The 20,320-nt window shown below is 60.3% G+C and carries 12 protein-coding genes and 1 tRNA gene; 10 read left to right on the top strand and 3 right to left on the bottom strand.

The genetic code is table 11. From position 1 onward, the window contains the following. Nucleotides 1–72: 72 nt before the first annotated feature. Both G1C98_RS05740 and pyk read left to right on the top strand, forming a co-directional pair. Nucleotides 73–1,056 (top strand): TerC family protein, encoded by a 984-nt coding sequence (locus G1C98_RS05740; protein ID WP_169080068.1) that lies wholly within the window; start codon nt 73–75, stop codon nt 1,054–1,056. Between the two features lie 379 nt (nt 1,057–1,435). Beyond that, on the top strand, nt 1,436–2,881 hold the full coding sequence (gene pyk, locus G1C98_RS05735; RefSeq protein WP_169080066.1) for a pyruvate kinase: 1,446 nt from the start codon (nt 1,436–1,438) through the stop codon (nt 2,879–2,881). Between the two features lie 203 nt (nt 2,882–3,084). On the opposite strand, the gene G1C98_RS05730 is transcribed toward pyk, so the two are convergent. Both G1C98_RS05730 and G1C98_RS05725 read right to left on the bottom strand, forming a co-directional pair. Beyond that, the gene (locus G1C98_RS05730; protein ID WP_169080064.1) at nt 3,085–3,708 is read right to left on the bottom strand and encodes an NUDIX hydrolase; all 624 of its coding nucleotides are present in this window, start codon (nt 3,706–3,708) and stop codon (nt 3,085–3,087) included. Nucleotides 3,709–3,885: 177 nt separating this feature from the next. Beyond that, nucleotides 3,886–3,959: transfer RNA gene (locus tag G1C98_RS05725), tRNA-Leu, on the bottom strand. 233 nt (nt 3,960–4,192) lie between these two features. On the opposite strand from G1C98_RS05725, the gene G1C98_RS05720 reads away from it, so the two are divergent. From G1C98_RS05720 to glgX, 5 genes are all read left to right on the top strand, one after another. Next, nucleotides 4,193–4,954 (top strand): ANTAR domain-containing response regulator, encoded by a 762-nt coding sequence (locus tag G1C98_RS05720; protein WP_169080062.1) that lies wholly within the window; start codon nt 4,193–4,195, stop codon nt 4,952–4,954. 24 nt (nt 4,955–4,978) lie between these two features. Next, entirely contained in the window at nt 4,979–7,909 is a 2,931-nt protein-coding gene (gene polA / locus G1C98_RS05715) for a DNA polymerase I (RefSeq protein ID WP_169080060.1), read from the top strand. A gap of 424 nt (nt 7,910–8,333) precedes the next feature. Beyond that, nucleotides 8,334–9,284 (top strand): Nif3-like dinuclear metal center hexameric protein, encoded by a 951-nt coding sequence (locus tag G1C98_RS05710; protein WP_169080058.1) that lies wholly within the window; start codon nt 8,334–8,336, stop codon nt 9,282–9,284. A gap of 164 nt (nt 9,285–9,448) precedes the next feature. Beyond that, nucleotides 9,449–10,018: an NUDIX hydrolase gene (locus tag G1C98_RS05705; RefSeq protein ID WP_169080193.1), complete on the top strand. Its 570-nt coding sequence runs from the start codon at nt 9,449–9,451 to the stop codon at nt 10,016–10,018. Nucleotides 10,019–10,199: 181 nt separating this feature from the next. After that, nucleotides 10,200–12,320, top strand: coding sequence for a glycogen debranching protein GlgX (gene glgX / locus G1C98_RS05700; protein WP_169080191.1), 2,121 nt, complete (start codon nt 10,200–10,202; stop codon nt 12,318–12,320). A gap of 880 nt (nt 12,321–13,200) precedes the next feature. Here glgX and G1C98_RS05695 read toward each other — a convergent pair. Next, nucleotides 13,201–13,875 carry a hypothetical protein gene (locus tag G1C98_RS05695; RefSeq protein WP_169080056.1) on the bottom strand — a complete coding sequence of 225 codons (675 nt, stop codon included), beginning with the start codon at nt 13,873–13,875 and terminating at the stop codon, nt 13,201–13,203. A 564-nt stretch (nt 13,876–14,439) separates the two neighbouring features. On the opposite strand from G1C98_RS05695, the gene G1C98_RS05690 reads away from it, so the two are divergent. The 3 genes from G1C98_RS05690 to G1C98_RS05680 all read left to right on the top strand — a co-directional run bounded on the left by G1C98_RS05690 (nt 14,440) and on the right by G1C98_RS05680 (nt 19,655). Next, the gene (locus G1C98_RS05690; protein WP_169080054.1) at nt 14,440–16,464 is read left to right on the top strand and encodes a SpaA isopeptide-forming pilin-related protein; all 2,025 of its coding nucleotides are present in this window, start codon (nt 14,440–14,442) and stop codon (nt 16,462–16,464) included. 188 nt (nt 16,465–16,652) lie between these two features. Next, entirely contained in the window at nt 16,653–18,329 is a 1,677-nt protein-coding gene (locus tag G1C98_RS05685; RefSeq protein WP_169080052.1) for a SpaH/EbpB family LPXTG-anchored major pilin, read from the top strand. A 216-nt stretch (nt 18,330–18,545) separates the two neighbouring features. Next, nucleotides 18,546–19,655, top strand: coding sequence for a class C sortase (locus G1C98_RS05680; protein ID WP_205831896.1), 1,110 nt, complete (start codon nt 18,546–18,548; stop codon nt 19,653–19,655). Nucleotides 19,656–20,320 lie beyond the last annotated feature (665 nt).

Here is a 20,320-nt window from a genome sequence, read left to right as displayed (position 1 = left end):
GGGGGAGGGAGCGTTCGTCTCCCGCAGAATGGCTCCGTCGAGCCGTCAGAGCCAGTCCGTACCATGGTTCGCATGGCTGAAACACCCCTTGCATTTGAAATCACCACGTTTGTGGTGCTCGCGCTGTTCTTCATCGTCGACCTGTTCATCATCGGGCGTAAGCCGCACGTCCCATCCACCAAGGAGTGCGTGCGGCACATCGCGTTCTTCGTCGTCATGGCGTTGATCTTCGGCGGTCTGATCTGGTTCTTCGCCGGGTCCAAGCCGGCCATCGAGTTCTATTCCGGCTGGCTTACCGAATACTCGCTGTCCATCGACAACCTCTTCGTGTTCGTCATCATCATGTCGAATTTCGCCGTCCCCAAGCAGATTCAGAAATACGTGCTGAGCGTGGGCATCACGTTCGCCCTGATCTTCCGTGGCGTCTTCATCCTCATCGGATCGGCGCTGATCAGCCGTTTCACCTGGATCTTCTTCATCTTCGGCGCGTTCCTCATCTATACCGCCGTCAAGCTCGTGGTGGGCGGCGACGATGACGACGAATACAAGGAGAACGGCGTGATCCGCACGCTGCGCAAGGTGGTGCACATCACCGACGAATACGATGGCGAGAAGCTGCGTACCACCCGTGGAGGTGTGCGCTACTGGACGCCGATGATGATCGTGTTCCTTGCCATCGGCACCACGGACGTGATGTTCGCCTTCGATTCGATCCCCGCGATCTTCGGCCTGACCAAGGACCCGTTCATCGTCTTCACCTCCAATGTGTTCGCGCTGCTCGGCCTGCAGCAGCTGTACTTCCTGCTCGGCGCGCTGCTCGACAAGCTCGTGTATCTGCCCGCCGGTCTGTCCATCGTGCTCGGCTTCATCGGTGTGAAGCTGGTGCTGGAGGCGCTGCATGAGAACACGCTGCCGTTCATCAATGGCGGCAATCCGGTGCCGTGGGCGCCGGAGATCCCCACGTGGATTTCGCTGGCCGTGATCGTCGTGGCCATCGGCGGCGCGGCGCTGCTGTCCGTGCTGAAGATGCGCAAGATGGAGCCGGAAGCCAAGTAACGGCTGATCGGTTCGGCGTTGTGCGTATGGCGGGTCTGAGTGTTTCAGACCCGCCTTGTGCTATGTGGAGGCACGCGCTTGGGGCGTGGGGGAGCGGCGGCAATCCGGTGCCGTCCTGCACGCCGACCGTGTTTTTTCATGTGGGAACCAATTTGTTTGTCGGGCGAACCATTGCGTGCAACATGCTTTTGAAAATGCTGGAATTCCAGGGATTGTGGCACAGCATGAAGCGAGTGGACTATAATTGTGAGCGCTAACATAAAAATTCGGCCAAACGGTGTTTATCGCACAACCCGCGAGTAGACTGACCCGTGGAAGACAAGGTTGTCGACCTTGTCCGTTGCAATACAACCGCAGAAGAAGTTAAGGAATAGGCAATATGCGTAAAGCCAAGATCGTAGATACCATCGGTCCCGCTACCGAAACCCTCGAAGGTATCACCAGCCTTGTCGAGGCCGGCATGGATGTGGCTCGTCTGAACCGCTCCCACGGCACCCCGGAAGATCACCTCAAGGTCTACAACAACCTGCGCGCCGCCGCCAAGGCCACCGGTCGCAACGTTGCCGCCCTCGTCGATCTGCAGGGTCCGAAGATCCGCTGCGGTTGGTTCAAGAAGAACGCCGACGGCGAGGATAAGGTCCAGCTGACCGAAGGTCAGGAATTCATCATCACCACCGACGACATCGAGGGCGACGAGCACATCACCTCCACCACCTTCAAGGGTCTGCCGGGCGACTGCCATGCAGGCGACCCGATCCTGATCGACGACGGCAAGGTCCGCCTGGAGGTCACCAAGGTCGAGGGCAACAACGTGTACACCAAGGTCGTCGTGGCCGGCCCCGTGTCCAGCCACAAGGGCATCAACCTGCCGGGCGTCGCCGTGTCCCTGCCGGCACTGACCGAGAAGGACGAAGAGGATCTGCGTTGGGCCATCCGCACCGGCGCCGACATCATCGCCATGTCCTTCGTGCGTTTCGCCACCGATATCGATCGCGCCCACGAGATCATGGACGAGGAAGGCCGCCGCATCCCGGTCGTGGCCAAGATCGAGAAGCCGCAGGCTCTGGAGAACCTCGAAGCTATCGTGAAGGCCTTCGACGGCATCATGGTCGCCCGTGGCGATATGGCCGTTGAGTGCCCGCTGGAAGAGGTGCCGCTGGCTACCAAGCGCTGCATCGAGCTGGCTCGTCAGTACGCCAAGCCGGTCATCGTGGCCACCGAGGTCCTGGGCTCCATGGTGAACTCCCCGGTCCCGACCCGTGCAGAGGCTTCCGACTGCGCCAACGCCGTCCTCGACGGCGCCGACGCCACCATGACCTCCAACGAGACCGCCGTTGGCAAGTACCCGGCAGTCACCGTGAACACCATGAGCCGCATCTCCTCCTTCGCCACCGAGCACGGTTTCGACCGTATCCCGCAGCTGAAGAACCTGGATATGTCCTCCACCGGCGCTGTGTCCTCCGCTGCCGTCGACCTGGCCGACAAGCTGAACGCCAAGGCCATCGTCGCCTACACCCAGACCGGTTCCACCGTGCACCGCGTGTCCCGCGAACGCCCGGCCGTCCCGATCTTCGGCATCACCAACAACGAGCACACCTACCACTGGCTGGCTCTGAGCTGGGGCACCGAATCCTTCCTGGTCGACGAGGACTACCACGACAAGTCCCGCCGCGACCTGATGGAATACACCGACAAGGTGCTGAAGGAAGCCGGCAAGGTCGCCGATGGCGACAAGATCGTCGTGCTGAGCTCCGCTCAGGGCGAGCACCAGCCGGGCAGCACCGACAGCATCTACGTGCACACCGTCGGCTTCAGCCAGGAGTGAACCGCTGAGCGGACTCCGGAACGTCAGGACGGATGGGTCCGGTCGGCTTCGACCGGCTCATCCGCTTAAGGCGTGACTGCAGTCGGCGCATCGGCGTAAGCGTATAACGTAATGTGGGTGGCCACCTTTTTGAAGGCGGCCACCCACATTCGTATTTATGCGCTGTGTACGCGCGTATGTGCGCGGCTATGACGATCAGCCGATCAGTTCTCCGGCATCTGGTCGCCGGCTTCGTCGCTATGATTCAGCAGTCCGTCGTGCAGGCTCAGCAATGCGACCAGCGACTTGGCGTCGAGAATCGTGCCGTTGACCACCAGCTGATGCGCCTCTTCGGGCGTCACCAGCCGCAATGCCGGCCTGGGGGTCTCGGGGCCGAAATCGGACACCTGCGCGGGTGTCAGGTCGGTGGCATAGAACAGCGAGGTGTACTGGGTGGAATAGCCGGGCATGTCCATGATGCGCGAGAACTGTCGAATCTTGCCGGCGCGGAACCCGGCCTCCTCCTCCAGCTTCTGCCGTGCGATATCCATGGGTCGATCCAGGTGGGACGAGCCATGGCCGCCGGGAATCTCCAGCGTCCAGCGGTGCGTGGACAGACGGTACTGCTCGACCAGCGGAATCCTGCCATCGTCGGTGATGGCAAGCACGCCGACGGTATCCCCGTGCTTGACATGAATGAAGTCGCGCTCGAACGGCTTGCCGCCCAATGAATCGAACGTCACATGGTCGATATTGAAGCAATGCGTGCGCAGTGTTTCCTTGCGTGACATTTCCTGGACCGGGGACGTGCGCCACGGGTCGAACTGCCGATATGTTGTGTTGCCCATACGATCCTCCTTGCGTGAGCGAACACTTTCATTTTAAACCGAAAAGGGCGGATCGTCGTGGAGCGAAAAGCCGGGTCGTAGCGGGTCCGCATGTATGCGGGGCGCGTGTGCAGGGTGTGGGGGATAGGCGTTGATGACAATAAAAAAATCCCGCTGTTTCCAGCGGGATCTAGCCGGTGCCCCCGGTGGGACTCGAACCCACACTGCGCAGATTTTGAGGCTGCTTCCTCTACCAATTGGGATACAGGGGCGTATCCAAACCTTGAGTAGTCTACAACACAAACGCGATCGAGTCCAATGCCGTGTTGCGAATGGCCGCCGCGCACGCCGCATATCGGCCGGATGGATGGGCGCGTGGAACCCGTCTCATAATATGAATCAATGGTTTGACGCAACGCTGCCGGCTGAGCCGGCCATTGTGTTATTGTGGTGGTTTGAGAGTTACATTTAGAGCGTTATCGTGCCTAGAAACGAGGTTGATGTAATGGTGTCTAGCAATGGTGAAGAAGGAATGGAGCCTGTACTGACCGAAGAGGAGCTGCAGGCCGCCGCCCGTGCCGAAGAAGCCCCCGAGCGTGACGAGAACCGCAAGCGCACCGTCGTGGTCGCCGAAGACGAGTCCGTGAATCGTATGGATCTTGTCGGCATGCTTGAGGACAACGGCTACGAGGTCGTCGGCGAGGCCGCCAACGGCGAGGAAGCCGTGGAACTCGCCCGCACCAAGCGCCCGGACGTGGTGTGCATGGATGTCAAGATGCCGCGCATGGACGGCATCACCGCCGCAGGCATCATCTGCGACGAGAACATCGCCCCCGTGGTCATGCTGACCGCATTCTCCCAGCCTGATCTGGTCAAGAAGTCCACCGGCGCCGGCGCCATGGCATACGTGACCAAGCCGTATGAGGAATCCAAGCTTATCCCCGCTCTGGAAGTCGCCATGGGCCGCTTCGCGGAGATCAACGATCTGCTGGACAACGTGGAGCGCTCCGAAGCCAAGCTCAAGGCCACCGAGGACGAGCTCGCCAAGGCGCAGGCCGATCTGCAGAAGGCTCAGGAGACGCTGGAGGAGCGCAAGCTCATCGACCGCGCGAAGGGTCTGCTGATGGACAAGGCCGACTTCTCCGAGCAGGGCGCGTTCCGCTGGATCCAGAAGACCTCCATGGATCAGCGCATCCCGAAGAAGCGCCTGGCCATGGCCATCATCGAAAAGTACGGCGATCCCAAGCCCGCACGCGACGATCGCTGAGCTGAACATAGCTGAACCGAACTCATGATTGATACCGTATCCGACGAAACGCGCGGAACGCTGCTGGTCGTTGATGGCCATTCGCTGGCGTTCCGCGCGTTCTTCGCTCTTCCCGTAGAAAACTTCTCCACCTCGTCCGGCCAGGCCACCAATGCGGTCTGGGGATTCGCCACCATGCTCGCCCAAGTGATCGAGGCGGAGAAACCGGACCATCTGGCCGTCGCATTCGACGTCAAGGGCGGCACCTTCCGCAACACCATGCTGCCGCAGTACAAGGGCACGCGCGACGCAGCCCCCGAAGACCTGCTCAGCCAGCTGCCGCTCATCCAGCAGATGCTCGACGCGTTGGGCGTCACCTACATCGAAAAGCCCGGATATGAGGGCGACGATGTGATCGGCACGCTTGCCACGATGGGCGAGCAGGCGAAATACAAGACGCTCGTGCTGTCCGGAGACAGGGACGCGTTCCAGCTTGTGGACGATTGGGTCACCGTGCTGTACCCCGGCCACCACTTCAAGGACCTGAAGCACATGACGCCCGAAGCGGTGTTCGCCAAGTACAAGGTGACGCCCGCGCAATACCCGGACCTGGCTGCGCTGCGCGGCGAGACAGCGGACAATATTCCCGGCGTGCCGGGCGTGGGCGACGGGTTCGCCGCCAAATGGATCAACCAGTACGGCTCGCTCGAAGGCATCTGCGAGCATGCCGACGAGATCGGCGGCAAGAAGGGCGAATCCCTGCGCGCGAACCTCGATCAGGTCAAGCTCAACCGCAAGGTCAACGCGCTGGTACGAGACATCGACCTGGGCGTGACCGTGGACGATCTGACCTTCGGCCAATTCGACGCCAGCAAGCTCGACGAACTGTTCACGTCCCTGGAATTCGGCTCGCGCACCAAGTCCCGCATCCTCAAGACCTTCAACGGAGGCGAGGCACCGAAACTCGACCATGCCGGCACCGATGCGGCCAAGGAACGCCCGGCCATCGAAGTGACGGACGTGCAGCATGCGAACGACGCCGAAACCCTGAACGCATGGGCGGCGGAGCATCTGCCGGCCGCCGAGAGCGAGACTGCGACTGCGGTTCCGAGCGGCGAGACGGACGACATCGGCAAGCAGTTCTCTATCGACCATTCGATGCGCTGCAACGGTGCGATCGACCATTCCTGGGTCATCAACGCCAGTGGCACCGCCAGGCCGGGCAAGGTCAAGGCGACCGCCATCACGCTGCAGTACGGCGACGCCGCGCTCATCATCGACATCCCCGCGAACACGGCGGACGGCACTGAACACGTTGCGCACGATACGGCCGACACCGCAGCCGATGCGCCGCAACTGGAACCGGGGATGCGCGAAGCGCTCGATGCTGTGCTCGCCCAGTACGCCTCCACCATGGTCGTACACGGGTACAAGGAGCAATTGCATCTGTTCGCTTCCCTCGGCGTCACCCTGCCGCAACCGCTGTTCGACACCAAACTCGCCGGCTACCTCGTGCAGCCCGACTTCCACGCGGACACGCTCGAACAGGCCGCCGCACGATTCCTCGACATCCATGTCGAGGAGAAGACCGAGGAGGCCACGCAGGGGCTGCTCGACCTGGACGATGGCGGCGACGCGGACGAGGATCAGGCATCGACCCTGCTGCAGCATGTGACCATCATCGCGCAGCTCGCCCGCACGCTTGCCCCGCAGATCGACCAGCGCGAACAGTTCGGCCTGCTGCAAAGGCTCGAACTGCCGGTTTCGCGCGTACTGTACGGCATGGAATCGCAGGGCGCGAAGGTCGACATGCGTCGTCTCGCCACCATGCGCGACACGTTCGCCGCCGACGCGCGTCAGGCGCAGGAGATCGCCTGGGATTACGCCGGCACCACGGTGAACCTGCAAAGCCCCAAGCAGCTGGGCAAGGTGCTGTTCGAAGACATGGGCCTGAAGCCCACGAAGCGCACCAAGACCGGCGGCTACACCACCAATGCGGACGCGCTGCAGAAGCTCTACATCACCTATGCGGACGACGAGCGTGCCAGCGGGTTCCTCGGCGCATTGCTCAGGCATCGCGAGACGAACAAGCTCAAGCAGATCGTCGCCACGCTCATCGACGCCGCCAACCCCGCCGACGAGCGCATCCACACCACGTTCGAGCAGACTGTGGCCGCCACCGGGCGATTGAGCTCCGTGGACCCGAACCTGCAGAACATTCCGAACCGCAACGCCGCCGGGCGTGAGATCCGGTCCGCATTCGTGCCGGGAGAAGGCTTCGAATCGCTCATGAGCTGCGATTACTCGCAGGTGGAGCTGCGCATCATGGCGCACCTGTCCGGCGACGAGTCGCTGATCGAGGCGTTCAAGAGCGGCGCCGACTTCCACAAGTACGTGGCGAGTCTGGTGCACGGCGTGCCGGTCGACCAGATCACGCCCGACCAGCGCAGCCATGTGAAGGCCATGAGCTACGGCCTGGCATACGGGTTGAGCTCGTACGGCCTGGCGCAGCAGCTGAAGATCCGCCCGGGCGAGGCCGAAGCGCTCAAGGAGAAGTATTTCGCCACGTTCGGCAAGGTGCACGACTTCCTGGAATCCTGCGTGAGCGAGGCACGCAAACGCGGGTACACCGAGACGATGTTCGGCCGCAGACGGTACTTCCCGGCACTGAAATCCACGAACCGCGCCACACGCGACGCGGCCGAACGCGCCGCACTGAACGCGCCGATCCAGGGCAGCGCGGCCGACATCATGAAGATCGCGATGATCCGTGCACAGCGCGCGCTGGCCGAGGCCGGGGTGAAGAGCCGGATCATCCTGCAGATTCACGACGAACTGGTGGTGGAGATCGCGCCGGGCGAGACCGAACAGGTGACGGCGCTGATACGCGACGCCATGGAGAACGCCGTGCACCTGGACGTGCCGCTGAACGTGTCCACGGGCGTGGGCGCGGACTGGCAGCTCGCCGCACACTGACCGACATCACTGCCGCATTTGCCGGGTATGCGGAATCGCGTGCGGCCGATCCGGGGCCAGACTCGGATAACGGCCGCATATGGCTCCACTAGTAGGCGGCGGGCGCGGCCTTGCATGGACGAGACCCGCATATGGCCACGGGGAGAGGCTCTCGTATGGCCATATGCGGATACGATCCCCGTAAGGCCACGCTGACGGGCATCAAGCGGGGCCAAACGCGGATACGAACCCAAGATAACTACGCAGGGATATGCCCTGGCGTGGCCGGATCCGGACGGCACCGGCAGCCTGCCACGGAACGGTACCATAAGCGAGGCCATACGCGGGTGCGACCCATGAACGGCTGCACCCAAAGGCGAACACCGGCGGAACACATGGCATCCAATGCCAACGAAGGCAACGACAACGCAGGAAAGGACAGACAATGAGACTCAAGCAGGTCGTGGACGTACTGGAAACGCTATACCCGTTGCGATACGCGGAACAATGGGACGAACCGGGGCTCATCGTAGGCGACCTGACCCAGCCCGTCACGCGCATCGCCTTCGCCGCCGACCCATCCAGCGCCATCATCGACCAGGCCATCGCATGGGGCGCGGACCTGCTCATCACCCACCACCCGCTGTTCTTCCGCTCCGTACACCAGGTGTCCGGGCTCGGCTTCCGCGGCAACCTCGTCACCAAACTCAACCGCGCCGGCTGCGCCCTATGGGTGGGACACACGAACGCCGACGCGGCATGGCGAGGCGTAGGCCAGGCCGCCGCCGACTACTTCGGACTCATCGACCAAAAGCCACTCGTCCCCATCAACGACCCCGACACCGAACACCCCGTAGGCCTGGGCCGAATCGGCCGACTGAGCAAGCCCACCACACTGGGCACCTTCGCCCAACACGTCTACACCCAGGTCACCACCCACGGCATGGCCACAGCACTCGGCATCCAGATGTGCGGCGACCCGAACACCCTCATCTCCACCGTCGCGATCCTGCCCGGCTCCGGAGACTCCCTCTTCGACGAGGTCCGCGCCACCGGAGCGGACGTGTACGTGACCAGCGACCTGCGCCACCACCCCGTCACCGACGCCATCGAACAGGCACGATACGAGGCGGCCATGCGCGCCGAAGGCATCATGCTCGGCCACGGCGAACCGGGCCAGAGCGAACCGCACGTACGCCCATGCTTCATCAACACGCCCCACGCCGCCATCGAATCCATGTGGTTCAACTACGCCATCGAAGACATCCCCTCGGCGCTCGCCGAAGCCACCGGCGAACAGGTGGAGACCAACTGGATCCGCACCACCACCGACCCGTGGACCTGGCTGATCAACGAGGCGGGCACGGCCAGCGCCACCGGCCGTGTGGATGCATAGCGGGAAACACGGGACGCACGGAAGGAAACGCAGGGAGGAACGTCATGGAAACAGAGAGCACGGAACCGCTGAACGCGGCGGACAACGCCAACGAAACTGGCGAAACCAGCGAAACCGCGGCGCAGGTGGACGCACGTCTCGCCGCCCACGGCGACGACATCGACATGAGCGTGCCTGCCAAACTGCTCGAAAGCCACGAAGTGTACCGGGGCGCGATCTTCCGCGTGGAAGACACGCTCGTAGGGCTGACCACCACCAGCGGCAACATGGTCACCATCCGCCGGCAGGTATTGCGCCACGCGCCCTGCGTGGTGATGCTCGTGCACGACACGGCGACGGACCGCTACCTGATCGAACGCGAATACCGCATCGGCAACGACTCCTTTGCCTACGGTCTGCCGGCAGGGCTGATGGACAACGGCGAGGACGTGCGCGAGGCCGCATTGCGCGAACTGCGCGAGGAAACCGGCGTTACGCCGATCTCGCCGGAACGCATGCGCATCGAACATGTGACGGACTGCTATTCGTCCGAGGGCATGACCGACGAGCTCGCCCACATCATGGTGATCCACCTGGACGGATACCGCCAGGGGGAGCGCCACTTCGACGCCGACGAGCACGTGGAATCCGCATGGGTGAGCTGGGCAGACCTGCAGGCCATGCACGTGACCGCCAGCAACTCCATCATCGCCATCCAGCACGAGCAGATCCGCAGACTCACCGCAGGCGAATAACCCGCCAAACCCCGCCGAATCAACACCCAAAACCCCGGCCAGCCGCACGAACAACCACACGCAGCAACCCTCCAACAACGTAAAACGATTGAGGGCATCTTGTGGCGAACCGGCCACACCGGGGCCAAGGGGCAGGGAACGTGGGATAATGAACCATATGATGCATATACGACCGGGATCCATGTATCCGCTCGGTGCCAGCTACGACGGCGCCGGCGTGAATTTCGCCCTATTCTCCAAAGTTGCCGAAAAGGTCGAACTGTGCCTCTTCGATGAAGAAGACCACGAAACCCGAATCGAGATGACGGAGCAAAACTCCTACGTCTGGCACAACTACATCCCAGGACTGCAACCAGGCCAACGCTACGGCTACCGCGTCTACGGACCCTACAACCCGGCACAAGGACTGCGCTGCAACCCCTCGAAACTCCTCCTCGACCCATACGCCAAAGCCATCGAAGGCAACATCGACGACGATCCGAGCCTCTTCTCCTACGACATGTCCAAACCAGACGACATCAACGCCGTCAACATGCAGGACTCCGCCGCACACACCATGAAGTCCGTCGTCATCAACCCCTACTTCGACTGGGGCAACGACCAACACCCCAACATCTCCTACCACGACTCCGTCATCTACGAAGCCCACGTACGCGGCATGACCAACCTCAACCAAGACGTACCGCCGGACATCCGCGGCACCTACGCCGGCCTCGCATACCCATCAGTCATCGACTACCTCAAAAAGCTCGGCGTCACCGCCATCGAACTCATGCCCATCCACCAGTTCGTCAACGACTCCTTCCTCCAGCAAAAAGGACTGAGCAACTACTGGGGCTACAACACCATCGGCTTCTTCGCACCCCACAACGCCTACTCCAGCGTCGGCGAACGCGGCCAACAGGTCAACGAATTCAAAGCCATGGTCAAGGCCTACCACCACGCAGGCATGGAAGTCATCCTCGACGTGGTCTACAACCACACCGCCGAAGGCAACCACATGGGCCCCACCCTCAGCTTCAAAGGCATCGACAACCAGGCCTACTACCGCCTCGTAGACAACGACCCCTACCACTACTTCGACACCACCGGCACCGGCAACTCACTCCTCATGCGCTCGCCGCACGCCCTCCAACTCATCACCGACAGCCTGCGCTACTGGGTCACCGAAATGCACGTCGACGGCTTCCGCTTCGACCTCGCCGCAACCCTCGCACGCCAATTCCAGGAAGTAGACAAACTCTCCGCCTTCTTCGACATCGTCGAACAAGACCCCGTCATCAGCCGCGTCAAACTCATCGCCGAACCATGGGACCTCGGCTCCGGCGGCTACCAAGTCGGCGGCTTCCCCTCCAGCTGGTCCGAATGGAACGGCCGCTACCGCGACTGCGTACGCGACTTCTGGCGCTCGCAGCCATCCACGCTGCCGGAGTTCGCCTCGCGTCTGATGGGCAGTTCCGACCTGTATGAGATAAACGGGCGCAGACCCGTGGCATCGGTGAACTTCATCACCGCGCACGACGGGTTCACGCTTAACGACCTGGTGAGCTACAACGAGAAGCACAACGATGCGAACGGCGAAGGCAACCGCGACGGCGAAAGCAACAACCGCTCGTGGAACTGCGGCGTGGAGGGCGAGACCACCATCCGCGACGTGAACGAGCTGCGCCACCGCCAGATGCGCAACATGTTCGCCACGCTGCTGGTGAGCCAGGGCATCCCCATGATCTGCGGCGGCGACGAGGTGGCACGAACCCAGCAGGGCAACAACAACGCGTACTGCCAGGACAACGAGATCTCGTGGACGCATTGGGATCTGGACGACGGGCGCAAGAACCTGCTGGCGTTCGTCTCCAAGCTGATCCATCTGCGCCTGAACCACCCCGTGCTGCACCGCCGCAGGTTCTTCACCGGCCGCACCGCCGACGATGAGCCGGGCGCGATTCCGGAGGTGGAGTGGTTCGACCACACCGGTTCCATCATGGATATGAACGATTGGCAGAATACGCATGCGTTCTCCATGATGGTGTACCTCAATGGCTCGAATATTCCGGAAATGGACTATTACGGCAACCCCACGGTGGACAACGACTTCATACTGATCTTTAACGCGCATTACGAGCCGATCCAATTCACGTTGCCGGACGAGAACTATGGCAGCAAGTGGAAGCTGGTGGTGGACACGTACAATCCGAACGGACCGGAGCTCAACTATGAGGCCGGTTTCGCGATCACCGCGCAATCCAGGAGCTTCATGCTACTGATGAGCGAGGATAAACCTGAGTTGCGCCACCTGTTCTGAGTTTTGGGCAGGTGCTGATTCGGGAACGGGCTCTGGTGCGGGCCGCAACGCTGGTTGTTGGTTGAGCGTTGCGGGCTGCGCCGGGGTCCTTTTTGCTGTACTGCGCATTGTATATATGACAGAAATGATGCGATTCGTTGCTTAAATGCAACGGTGCTGCTCTGAATGTGCCGAGGATTCGGCGGCCTGGCTGCTAGAATCGCGTCCGGCGGGACTCTCGATACCGGGAAAACGTTGGAAGGCCGGCGTTTCGTGATGTCTTTCGTCGATTTTCGTGGTCGGTTTCCCGGCATTGGATATTGACCGACACGCCGATGTGCACGGCAGGGATATGTATTGATCCCATGACGGCGGGGAAGGGGGAGACCCCCGTGTTTGTAACGTTCACATCGGCACAATGCAAGGTATTGCCGGTCGGCCGATGCCGTCGGAGTTCCTTCGGGCATCTGGGAATGCGCGCAGCGAATCGTATGCTCGTTAAATTAAGTCATGCGATTTGATGTCACAAGAGCCATCTATAAAAGAATCATGCATTTGTGCGCCGTGCACCGGATTGGTACACGGATATAAATGAAAATAGGAAGAATCAGAGGCAAAGCCTCCTCGTATCTTTCGCGTGGAAGGCCATTGCTTACGCATTTACGGGAACAACCGCCAAGGGGGGATTCCCCGATGCGAACATGTTGGGCTGAAGACAGCGGCCCGATGTGGGATGACGAATCCGATGCTGCTGCGCTACATAGGGAAGTGTCCGTCGCTTGGACGGTTGGCTTGCATGGCAAGGCAGAGGAGAAGGAAAAAGATGAGAAAACCTGGAAATATCGCGGGGGGGGGGCAGCGCCTCTCAGCATCGCTGAAGAAACCTCTATTTAAAACGTTTTTAGGGTTTGCGATTGCGGCCTGCACTATTCTTGCCCCAGCAACAACGGCATATGCGGCCGAAGGCGCCACGGATTCGCAGGACACCCAGGTTGCAGCCGGGCAGGTGGAAGCCGGCAACGGCGATGACACCAAGCAGAGCAGTGAGAATGCCAACGGCGATACGGCCAGCAGCGATGCCGCAGCAGCCGATACCTCCCAGAACGGCGATGCCGATGATTCGTCCAAGACGGAGAACACCGAGACCAACAACGCGGATCAGGCCGCCAACAGCGACTCCCAGAATCAGGCTAACGATGATTCGCAGCAGCAGAAGGTTACGGCTGCACAGAGTTCCACGCAGAGCAATGATTCCAGCAATGTCACCGGAGACCCCAAGCTGCCGGTGACGTGGAATGACGACATGGCTCAGTATTTCCCCGATGTCGTTCTTCGCAAGCTTGTTGATCGCGAAGTCAAGGACGAATTCCAAGGCAAGGATTACAGCTCCAGGACCACCGATCAGGTGCTTCGAATGGTGTCTGGTGACAATCATTCCTACACGTGGAATGTGTATAACGCCTATGTTCGAGCCAAAGCCAGTGGACTTATTGGGCAGAATGATCGTATTAGATTGCTCAACGGTATTGAAAAATTGAGCAGGATAACAAAACTTGGTTTCTCGAGTTTTGGTCAAGGCATAACTGAGGGCGTTGGTCTGCAGACCTTGGCCTTTCCAGGTTTATCCACAAGCACACTTATTCCGGATCTTGATCTGAGCTACAATAATTTGCATATTTTCCCTAATCAGCTATATCCCAAGGCGTCTGGTCTTGATGCTTCTTTGCCTACCACCTATAATGGCGCCATTTCGCTGGATCAGAATATGTTCCATCACACAGCTGTAACGTATGTACGAGATGGTAGCGGCAAGCAAATTGAATTTATTACAGGTATTTATAAGTTATGCGATACCGCTGATGACATGCTCACCATGGGCAGAAGCACTTCGGATAGTCTTGATGTGTGCAAAGTGCCGATTTTCAATCAGAAATCCTCGGATGTTGCAAAGTACGCCATTAATACCAATAACCTGGCTATTGGCAGTGATACGGATACTGGCTTTACCATACGTACGCAGGGGGAAGACGCCCGTGAGGGCCAGATGTATCGACAAGTTTTGTATAAGGATGTTGTCACAAATATGGATGGTCGTGGCGCTCCTGATACATATTCCTTCAACTATGGCTATGAAGTAACCATGAACTATCTGAGTACGGTCAAGCAGCAGAGCAGGACCAAGGTACTCGGCGATTTCAAGTTCAAAAAGACCAGCAAGACAAACCCCGATATCTTTCTTAAGGGTGCGAAGTACGTCGTCAAAACCACCGATGGCAAGTATCTGACTGGTACACAGCAGAAGGACGGCACCTATCTGGTCGCCACTGATGCCAAGACCGGCGAGCTGATCACCACCACGGATCGTGATAAGGCGCTTCAGCCCGTGACCGACAGCAAGGGCGGATTCACCGTGCGCGGTGTGCCCGGTTCCAAGGATGGCGTGGAATACAAGCTCACTGAGATCGAGACTCCGTCCGGCTATGCACGTTCCACCGGTGATGTAACAGTCAAGGTGCGTGTTGCCAAGGATCTCAAGACCAAGGTGGATGGCGGCGAAGGCACCAGCGCGACAGTAACGAAGTCATCTATCAAGGCCGATGCCTCGTCCAGTAAGCAGTGGCAGCATGCACAGAATCGCGTCTACTTGGCAGATGACGTTAATCCCAATCCTGAACATGATGACATAGACTATGCCGCTTCCGGTGATGCTCTAGCGCAGGAAGCCGAGGACGGAAGCGCAGCCAATGAGGTTAAGAACGCATCCGACTATGACGGCGGCGCCGATCTGTTCATTAAGAACGGCGGCAATAAGGTGACCTTCTCCACCGTTGCCACCGACGATTCCGCACTGCCTGCCGGCTATCAGCTGGAGCATCAGACCTCCACCCTGACGGATGGTACCGGCAAGGAACTGCTGAAAAGCAGCGACAAGAACGCGCTCGCCAAGGTGAGCGATCATGTCAACACCATCATCGGCGAGTCGGATATGAAGAAGACCACCGACTACTACGACGTGAACACCGAAGCCGTGTACCACGACACTACCAGCGCCGACAATCTGAACAACTACGTCGTCTCCGAAGACGGCAACGGCGATCAGAACGTGCAGCGCGATGTGGTGCTGCCGGTGTCTGTGAAGCTCAACGCCACCAAGAAGCTGCTCAAGAACGGTGAGAAGGAACCGGTGAAGGCCGGCGAATTCAAGTTCAACATGAAGCCCGATGCCGAGTCCGCCGCAGCGGGCGCGCCCCAGCTGGCGAACCCCACCGTGGAAGTGGGCAGTGACGGACTTGCCACGTGGGATGCTCTCGACTTCACCGCCGACTGGTGGGACAGCGTGAAGAAGGACCACGGCACTGCCGACTTCACCTACGACATGACCGAGGTGGACACCGGAAGCAAGAAGTACGACTACGACTCCAGCACTTACAAGATCAGGTTCAAGGTCTCCGAACTCGATGAGCACAGCGAGGGCGTGACCAACGGCCTTACCTTGCGCGTATATGTGAACGGCAAGCTGAAGCTGACCACCACCAGTGATGACCAACAGCAGGAAGCAAGGCAGAAGAAGAACATCCCGACCGTGGAGGTGCGTTCTGACAAGGACCCCGAATCCACCTTCATCAACACGGAGAAAGTGACCGACTTCAGCTTCACCAAGAAGAACGGTGAAACCGGCGATGCACTAGAAGGCGCGGTGTTCCAGCTGTACCGCCACGACGGTGACTGCGACGCCGCTTGCAAGGCCGATGTGCTTGATCCTCTCAACCCCAAGCAGTGGGTGAAGATCGACACGCAGACCAGCGACAGTGACGGCAAGGTGACCTTCGCCGATCTGGCCAGCGACACCTACAGGCTGATCGAATCCAAGGCCCCCGACGGGTACACCAGGCCCAGCGGCCAGTGGAACGTGGTCGTGGACCTGAGCCAGAAAGACAAGGACCAGCAGATCACGATCACCGAAGTCGAGGGAGGCAACAAGCCGCCCGCATTCAAGCATGAGGAGGACGGCGGCCTGTCCGTGGCGAACTACAAGGCCAAGACCATCCCGTCCACCGGCGGGCGAGGCCTGATCGCCTTCAGCCTGATGGGCGCGGTGCTCGTGCTCGGCGGTGCGTTCGTGCTCAGCAAGCGCGTGCTTGGCGAAGACCCGTTGAACGTCTAACAGACGGATGACGGTTGAGCCGGTGGCTCTCGGATAGTCCGGGAGCCACCGGAGGCAGCCCGCCTGACACGTATCAATTCAAACCATCCCAATTCAAACCATCCCAATTCACAATCAAGATTTTGGCCATGCCGAACATGGCACGACCGCAGATATTTCCGAAAACCAAGGAATCAGAGGAGAACATCATGTTGGAAAAGCTCAAGAAAGGCATCGTCGCCGCAGTGGCCATAGCCACAGCAGCAACGGTCGGCAGCTTTGGCCTTGCATCCACCGCGAACGCGTTGGACAGGAACGCCACCGGCAGCATCACCATCAGCAACCTTGCCGAAGATGGTGAAACCGTTGACGTGACCGCCAAGGCCTACAAGATCATCGACGTGAACTACGACTACAACGCCGACCAGCCTGAATCCCCGGAATTCACCTGGAACAGCGCGATCGCCGCATGGGTCAAGGCGAACTACCCGGAGTACATCGGCAATGGCAACATCGTGACCGACAAGTACGAAGGCCTGCCGAACGTCGAAGGTGAAACCACCTCCGGCATCGAAAACAACGTGACCACCGGCGACATCGCCAAGTTCTTCGACAAGCTCGGCAGCAGCAACCTGCTGACCAAGGTCGCCGGCTCCGCCAAGAACAACGGCAACAGCGTCACCATCAACAAGCTGGAACTCGGCGGCTACTACGTCGAAGTCACCAACAACAACGGTTCCGACTCCACCGCCAACGGCATGTACGTGTACCGCGCGGTCGGCGCGAACGTGCTGCCGAAGTACGTCGACAAGCAGTGGGTAGTGGAGGACGCCAACATCGTGGCCAAGCGCTCCAAGCCGAGCATGGACAAGTCCATCAACGAGCAGCGTAAGAGCGACAACATCAACACCGGTCTCGACAAGCGCGACGAAGGCTCCGACACCGCAGCCGTCGGCGAAGCCGTCAACTTCAACCTGCGCACCGACATCCCCGCTTACCCGTCCAACGCCATCAACAAGAAGTACTGGATCTCCGATGCCATGGACAAGGGCCTGACCTTCAACGACGACATCACCGTGTACGGCGTTAAGAGCACCGGTGCCGAAACCAAGCTGACCGAAGGCGACGCCTACACCAAGACCCTCAACACCAAGGACATGGACGGCCACGACGTCACCTTCCTGCTCGACTTCAACTACGAGAAGATCCGCTCCTACGCCAAGATCCACGTGAAGTACACCGCCACCGTGAACGAGAATGCCGTGGTCGGCGAGCCCATCTACAACCACGCCAAGCTGCAGTACAGCAACAACCCGTACCGTGGCGAAGGCCACCGCACCGAAGAGGATAAGACCAAGGTCTATGTCTTCGGCATCAAGGTGAACAAGGTCGCGGCAGGCACTCAGAAGCCGCTGCCGGGCGCCGAGTTCAAGCTGGAACGCAAGAACGTCAACGAGGCGTTCCTGTTCGTCAAGCTGCAGTCCGGTGTGTACCGCAAGGCCACCAGCGACGAGATCAAGGCAGGCAAGGCCGACGGCACGCTGCAGGTCGACGACAACGGCAAGCTCACCGTGTACGGCCTCAAGGGTGCCGACGACAACGGCAACCCGCTGACCTACCTGCTCACCGAGACCAAGGCTCCGGCCGGCTACAACAAGCTGTCCGAACCGATCGAGGTCGTGCTGGATCCGGTCCAGGACGAGAAGAAGGACTACACCGGCGCTGTGGAAGGCAGCACCGAGGTCGGCTACGTGAGCAAGACCGTCGAGAACAAGATCGGCAAGCTGCCGAAGACCGGCGGCATCGGCACCATCGTGTTCAGCGTGCTCGGCGCGCTCATGATCGCCGGCGGCGTGATGCTGCTCGCCTCCCGTAAGAAGGCCTGAAGTCAACGCCAACCCCATGATTCCGCAATGACAGGCCTCAGGCTTCATTGAGGAAACCATGAATGATCGAAGGGCCGCATACGGTGCACGTATGCGGCCCTTCGCCATGCGCGGCATTACAATATCCACGGCGTGGCTCTTTCACGTACGTCCGCGTCTCGCCGACCTATCCATCCCATACCCATCCCACATCCATACCGACAGAAGGCTCCACCAATGGCCGCACCCGACCCCATGCGCACAACGCCCGATGAACCGGAACACACCAGCCCGGAAGTCGCACGGAAACCCAAACGCAGCGGTATCTGGGTCAACGTGCTGGCCGCGCTCCTCGTCATCGGCGGCATCGCCATCTTCGCGTACCCCTCGGTAGCCGACATGCTCGCCACGCACGAGCACACCACCGTGGTCAACGACTACCAGAAGAAAACCGCCTCCATGCCCTCGGAAAAGGTCAAAGCCGAACTCGGCGCGGCGCGAACCTACAATGAGAACCTGGCCGGAGACCCGGTGCACGACCCGTTCGTCAGCGACAGCGGATACGTGCTGCCCACCAACTACACTAGCGTGCTCAACGTGAACCACGACGGGGTGATGGGGTACCTGTGCATCAAGAAAATCTCGCTGAAGCTGCCGATCTACCACGGCACCTCGGAAGACGTGCTCGCCAAAGGCGTGGGGCACATGAGCCAGACATCGCTGCCGATCGGCGGCAAAGGCACGCACGCCGTGCTCACTGGGCACAGGGGACTGCCCTCGGCGGAACTGTTCACGCGCCTGGGAGAGATGCGTAAGGGGGACCTGTTCTGGATCGAGGTGCTGGGGCGCAATGTCACCTACAAGGTAACGGACATTAGCGTTGTGGAGCCGAACGAGGTGGACAAACTCAGGGTCGAGCCGGGGCGCGACCTGGTGACGTTGCTGACCTGCACGCCGTACGGGGTGAACACGCAGCGGCTGCTCGTGACGGGGGAGCGCACGGCGAACGTGCCGGACTCCGAGGACGGCGGCGGGTCGGCGCAGTTGCCCACCTCGCCGGACTGGTGGGTGCGGATGTGTCTGCTTATCGGTGGCGCGGTGCTGTTCGGGGCGTTGGGGTTCGCCGCATGGTGGAAGCGGCATAAGGCCAAGGCGCGTGCTGTAGCGGCTGTTGCTGCTGGTGTTAGCGGTGCTGGTAGTGCTGGCGCGGGCGGTCTTGGGCTGAGCGATTTGGACGGATTGGCCGCAGTGGCCGACCCGGCCGACGACAACGACAAGGTCGTGTTCACCGGCGCGATGAACAAGGCATCTCGCGCTTCGCGCTGGCGGCGGCCGTTCCGGCGCTGAACAGCCCCTGCGAGAGTAAGCGGCACCCCGACCGGGTGCCGCTTACTGTTTTTTTGGGGGGGGGCTTGTGACTGGTGGTGGGGAACAGGTGTGAAGCGGCCGGGCAGGGGCTAACCCCGCTATTTGTGGCAGATTTGGCATACCCGCCATACCTAGTTGGCTTATTTATGGCACCGAAATCGAAATGCCGCGAGTATGCGCGTTGGAATTCCAACGCCTGTACTTGTGGTTTAGCGAAATCGGTGCCATAAATAAGCCACTTAGCGTTTTTGGAACACTCGTGCGGGATGTCTGACTGGAATAATCCGTCGTTTTGCGGGGTATCTCCGTTACGTGTGGCAGATTCCGGCGCACGGCGCGATGTATCTGCCTTACGTGTGGCAGATGTTCGCCGGTAATGCGGCTGTTGCCGTTGGAAATACGCCCTTCCCGCTCGGAGTATGCGGCATCACGTGCCACACGTAAGGCAGATAGATCCGGTCATGGCGTTGAATCTGCCACACGTAAGCGAATTACAGGGCCGATTTACGTATGGCCGTATAGCAGCGGGCAAAACATCCAGCGATATGGTGGTTATGCCGCGCTGGGGGTTTGCCCTGGTGCGTGGACCGCTCTAGTGATGTGGGCCTGCCTCAGTGATGTGGGCCTGCCCTTGTGATGTGAAT

This window comes from Bifidobacterium erythrocebi, from assembly GCF_012932675.1.
Taxonomy (GTDB): domain Bacteria; phylum Actinomycetota; class Actinomycetes; order Actinomycetales; family Bifidobacteriaceae; genus Bifidobacterium; species Bifidobacterium erythrocebi.
The sequence above is the reverse complement of the archived record's forward strand: the minus strand, read 5'-3'. Positions and strand labels throughout refer to the sequence as shown.

What these genes read in the sequence shown, in the direction of transcription:
- glgX (WP_169080191.1), top strand. Translation starts at nt 10,200, where the DNA reads ATGTATCCGCTCGGTGCCAGCTACGACGGCGCCGGCGTGAATTTCGCC.
- pyk (WP_169080066.1), top strand. Translation starts at nt 1,436, where the DNA reads ATGCGTAAAGCCAAGATCGTAGATACCATCGGTCCCGCTACCGAAACC.
- G1C98_RS05680 (WP_205831896.1), top strand. Translation starts at nt 18,546, where the DNA reads ATGGCCGCACCCGACCCCATGCGCACAACGCCCGATGAACCGGAACAC.
- G1C98_RS05740 (WP_169080068.1), top strand. Translation starts at nt 73, where the DNA reads ATGGCTGAAACACCCCTTGCATTTGAAATCACCACGTTTGTGGTGCTC.
- G1C98_RS05730 (WP_169080064.1), bottom strand. Translation starts at nt 3,708, where the DNA reads ATGGGCAACACAACATATCGGCAGTTCGACCCGTGGCGCACGTCCCCG.
- G1C98_RS05710 (WP_169080058.1), top strand. Translation starts at nt 8,334, where the DNA reads ATGAGACTCAAGCAGGTCGTGGACGTACTGGAAACGCTATACCCGTTG.
- polA (WP_169080060.1), top strand. Translation starts at nt 4,979, where the DNA reads ATGATTGATACCGTATCCGACGAAACGCGCGGAACGCTGCTGGTCGTT.
- G1C98_RS05705 (WP_169080193.1), top strand. Translation starts at nt 9,449, where the DNA reads ATGAGCGTGCCTGCCAAACTGCTCGAAAGCCACGAAGTGTACCGGGGC.
- G1C98_RS05685 (WP_169080052.1), top strand. Translation starts at nt 16,653, where the DNA reads ATGTTGGAAAAGCTCAAGAAAGGCATCGTCGCCGCAGTGGCCATAGCC.
- G1C98_RS05690 (WP_169080054.1), top strand. Translation starts at nt 14,440, where the DNA reads ATGAACTATCTGAGTACGGTCAAGCAGCAGAGCAGGACCAAGGTACTC.
- G1C98_RS05720 (WP_169080062.1), top strand. Translation starts at nt 4,193, where the DNA reads ATGGTGTCTAGCAATGGTGAAGAAGGAATGGAGCCTGTACTGACCGAA.